The organism is Flavonifractor plautii ATCC 29863 (genome assembly GCF_000239295.1).
In the GTDB taxonomy this organism is placed as follows: domain Bacteria; phylum Bacillota; class Clostridia; order Oscillospirales; family Oscillospiraceae; genus Flavonifractor; species Flavonifractor plautii.
On record NZ_JH417654.1, the window covers coordinates 1 to 2391 of the forward strand.

Consider the following 2391-nt stretch of genomic DNA (forward strand, 5'->3'; position numbering starts at 1 on the left):
CATTTTGCGAAAATTCCTTGACACTACCAAAAGAAAAAAGTAGTACATTTCTGTACCACTTTCAAAACTAATTTGCAAATTATTAAAAAATGGGTGGGCCCTTATAGGACTCACCCATGGTCGGAGTGGAATTATAGGATTCCACGAAATTACGAACAACAAAAATGGTATTCGGGTCGTTGGCAATCAGTATTTCACGATATTAGTATTACTCGGTTTCGTCGTCAATTTGAAAAAGTGCCGTAATATCAATAATATTATTTGCCGGAGGCTTAATGTTAAGTGGTACTGCGGCACGAGTAAGGTTTTCTACAGTTTGACTGGCTTTTTCTTGGGCCTGTTTTTTCAGTTCTTCTAATTCAAAACGACTGCGTTCTGCATCCACTTTGGCTTTTTCTGCTTCGGCTTCTGCTTTATCAGCTTCAGCTACTTTAATCCGCCTTGTTTCTTTTCTGTAAAGAAAATCAGCCACGAGGTCTTTGATTTTTTCTATAGAGGACGGAAATTCAATTCCAGCGGCTTTTCCTCCAAACAGAATAAAATATCCTAATAAGATGGGGACGAGGTGGTCTTTCAAGAAAACAAGAATATCTTGTCCGAAGTTTGTGAGGAAGAAAACTACATCGCCTTCAGAGTTTAAATTATATTTTCCGGTTAATTCACGCCGATCATCTGAGATTAAGTCCGCCATGGATAAGGTGAACAGTGAAAAATCAAAGGGGTTAATATCTCTGGGCTGTCTAATATGATACTTGATGATTAAGCGGTTAGAGTAGACGGACAAATCATAACAGCAGCTTAAGATAGCGTCAGCATACTCGTTTAGAGAGCTCAAGCTGTGACGGTTGGAAACCAGGCATTTGTAGACCATGGGAGGTGCAGAGCTCAAATCAACTTTTGATATGATAGAAATATGCCGCCGCTTTTTATATGGGCAATTCAGCCCTAAGTACGTTCCTGTTTCGATTTGGGTATGGATCTCTAACTCTTTTTCTGCTGTTGCGGTGTCCAAATCAACCTCAAAGTAATCACCAATGGTAGCAAATGCGATTTCAGATCTTCCGACGATCATCGCAATGTCGCCAGACTTTATCTCCTCTATAAAACGACGGCATTTATTAAGGGCAGTTCCGGGCATTTTATCCGGATAGTTACTGTCCTTAAGGATTTGCTTATAGTAATCGTCATCATGGCTACCCGATAAAACCGCCTCGGTTAGAGGGTTCCACCCAATAGCAATATATCCCCCAGCAACATATTCGTTGTAAAAAACGCCTTGCTTGGAGCGCACCATCCAAAAATTAGTTGTGTCCGAAATTTGAGGAATTGAACTTGATACTGTTTCAACAGCAGAAATAATATCATCCAAAGTATTAATCATGGTTGCACCCCACTATCTTGAATGTGTTCTATGGTCTGGTATACATATATTACCCCAACAATATACATTTTTCAACTAATTTACCGTTTTGTATTGGCTTTACAACAGTGTTCTATTCGCCAAGATATACGATTTAACTTCGGGACAAATTGTCCCAAACCGTTCCCCCCCAAACATGGCTCGGGTGGTATATCCCCCGTCGCCGCATATCGTTCAGAACAGCCGGGAGCTGTCCGTCAAGGGTGCATCAGCACCGCCGTTTATCGGCGGCTTGCCCTTGACTGGCGGCCCCGGCTGTTCTATTTTCCAGCGGCGTGACGGGGGATGAATCCTCCAGAACCGCACCCTTTCCCATGACTGGGAAAGGGTGGGGGGATTGGGTTGAACATGAACGGAGGTTGACTTATGAACTTTACCAACAGTCCCTATGAGCGCATGATGAAAGAGATCCCCCATCCAGAAACACCCGCCCCGCAGAAGGCACCGGAAGGAACGCCTTGTGCGGGGTGTCCTTATTGGAAGGGGATCGGCTGTCTTTTCTGCTACCGGGAGCACCTTAAAAAAGCAGGACTGATGTGTGGACATTTAGCCCGAAAAAACGCCCTGTTTGCAAGGGTTTCCAGCCTCGGTTTTTGAGGGGGTAATACGATTATATGTCATGCACGGATATTGCTAAATACTTTCCACATTTTCCGATCTGCCGGGGAACAGTTTTGGCTGTTCCCCGGCATTTTTGCTTTGGGACATTTTGTCCCAAAGTTAAGGCCCGGAGCGTCAGCACCGGGCCGCAGCCAGCCGGGTTTGGGGAGGCTCCCCAACAAGTATTTTGGCAAGCATTTTTGCCGCCCGACGGCGCAAAAATATCGAGTGTGTTCACACTCGAATTGCTTGCCAAAAACGCAAGTGTGGCTACACTTGCCCTGCTTGCCGTTAAGGAATGTCCCTTAAAACGGCGCAAAATATAGCGTAGCTATTTACTGTAGGTTTGTCAAACATATTGGACGGTGAAC

At 44.4% G+C, this 2391-nt stretch carries 2 protein-coding genes; one reads left to right on the top strand and one right to left on the bottom strand.

Annotated elements, in window-relative coordinates; translation table 11 throughout:
* Positions 1-208: 208 nt before the first annotated feature.
* Entirely contained in the window at positions 209-1381 is a 1173-nt protein-coding gene (locus tag HMPREF0372_RS02605) for a hypothetical protein (RefSeq protein ID WP_039996554.1), read from the bottom strand.
* Between the two features lie 405 nt (positions 1382-1786).
* Here HMPREF0372_RS02605 and HMPREF0372_RS18965 point away from each other — a divergent pair, with 405 nt between their 5' ends.
* Positions 1787-2017 (top strand): hypothetical protein, encoded by a 231-nt coding sequence (locus HMPREF0372_RS18965; protein WP_007488722.1) that lies wholly within the window; start codon positions 1787-1789, stop codon positions 2015-2017.
* Positions 2018-2391: the final 374 nt, after the last annotated feature.

Excerpts from the sequence above, each read along its gene's own strand:
- HMPREF0372_RS02605 (WP_039996554.1), bottom strand. The coding sequence starts at position 1,381 with ATGATTAATACTTTGGATGATATTATTTCTGCTGTTGAAACAGTATCA.
- HMPREF0372_RS18965 (WP_007488722.1), top strand. The coding sequence starts at position 1,787 with ATGAACTTTACCAACAGTCCCTATGAGCGCATGATGAAAGAGATCCCC.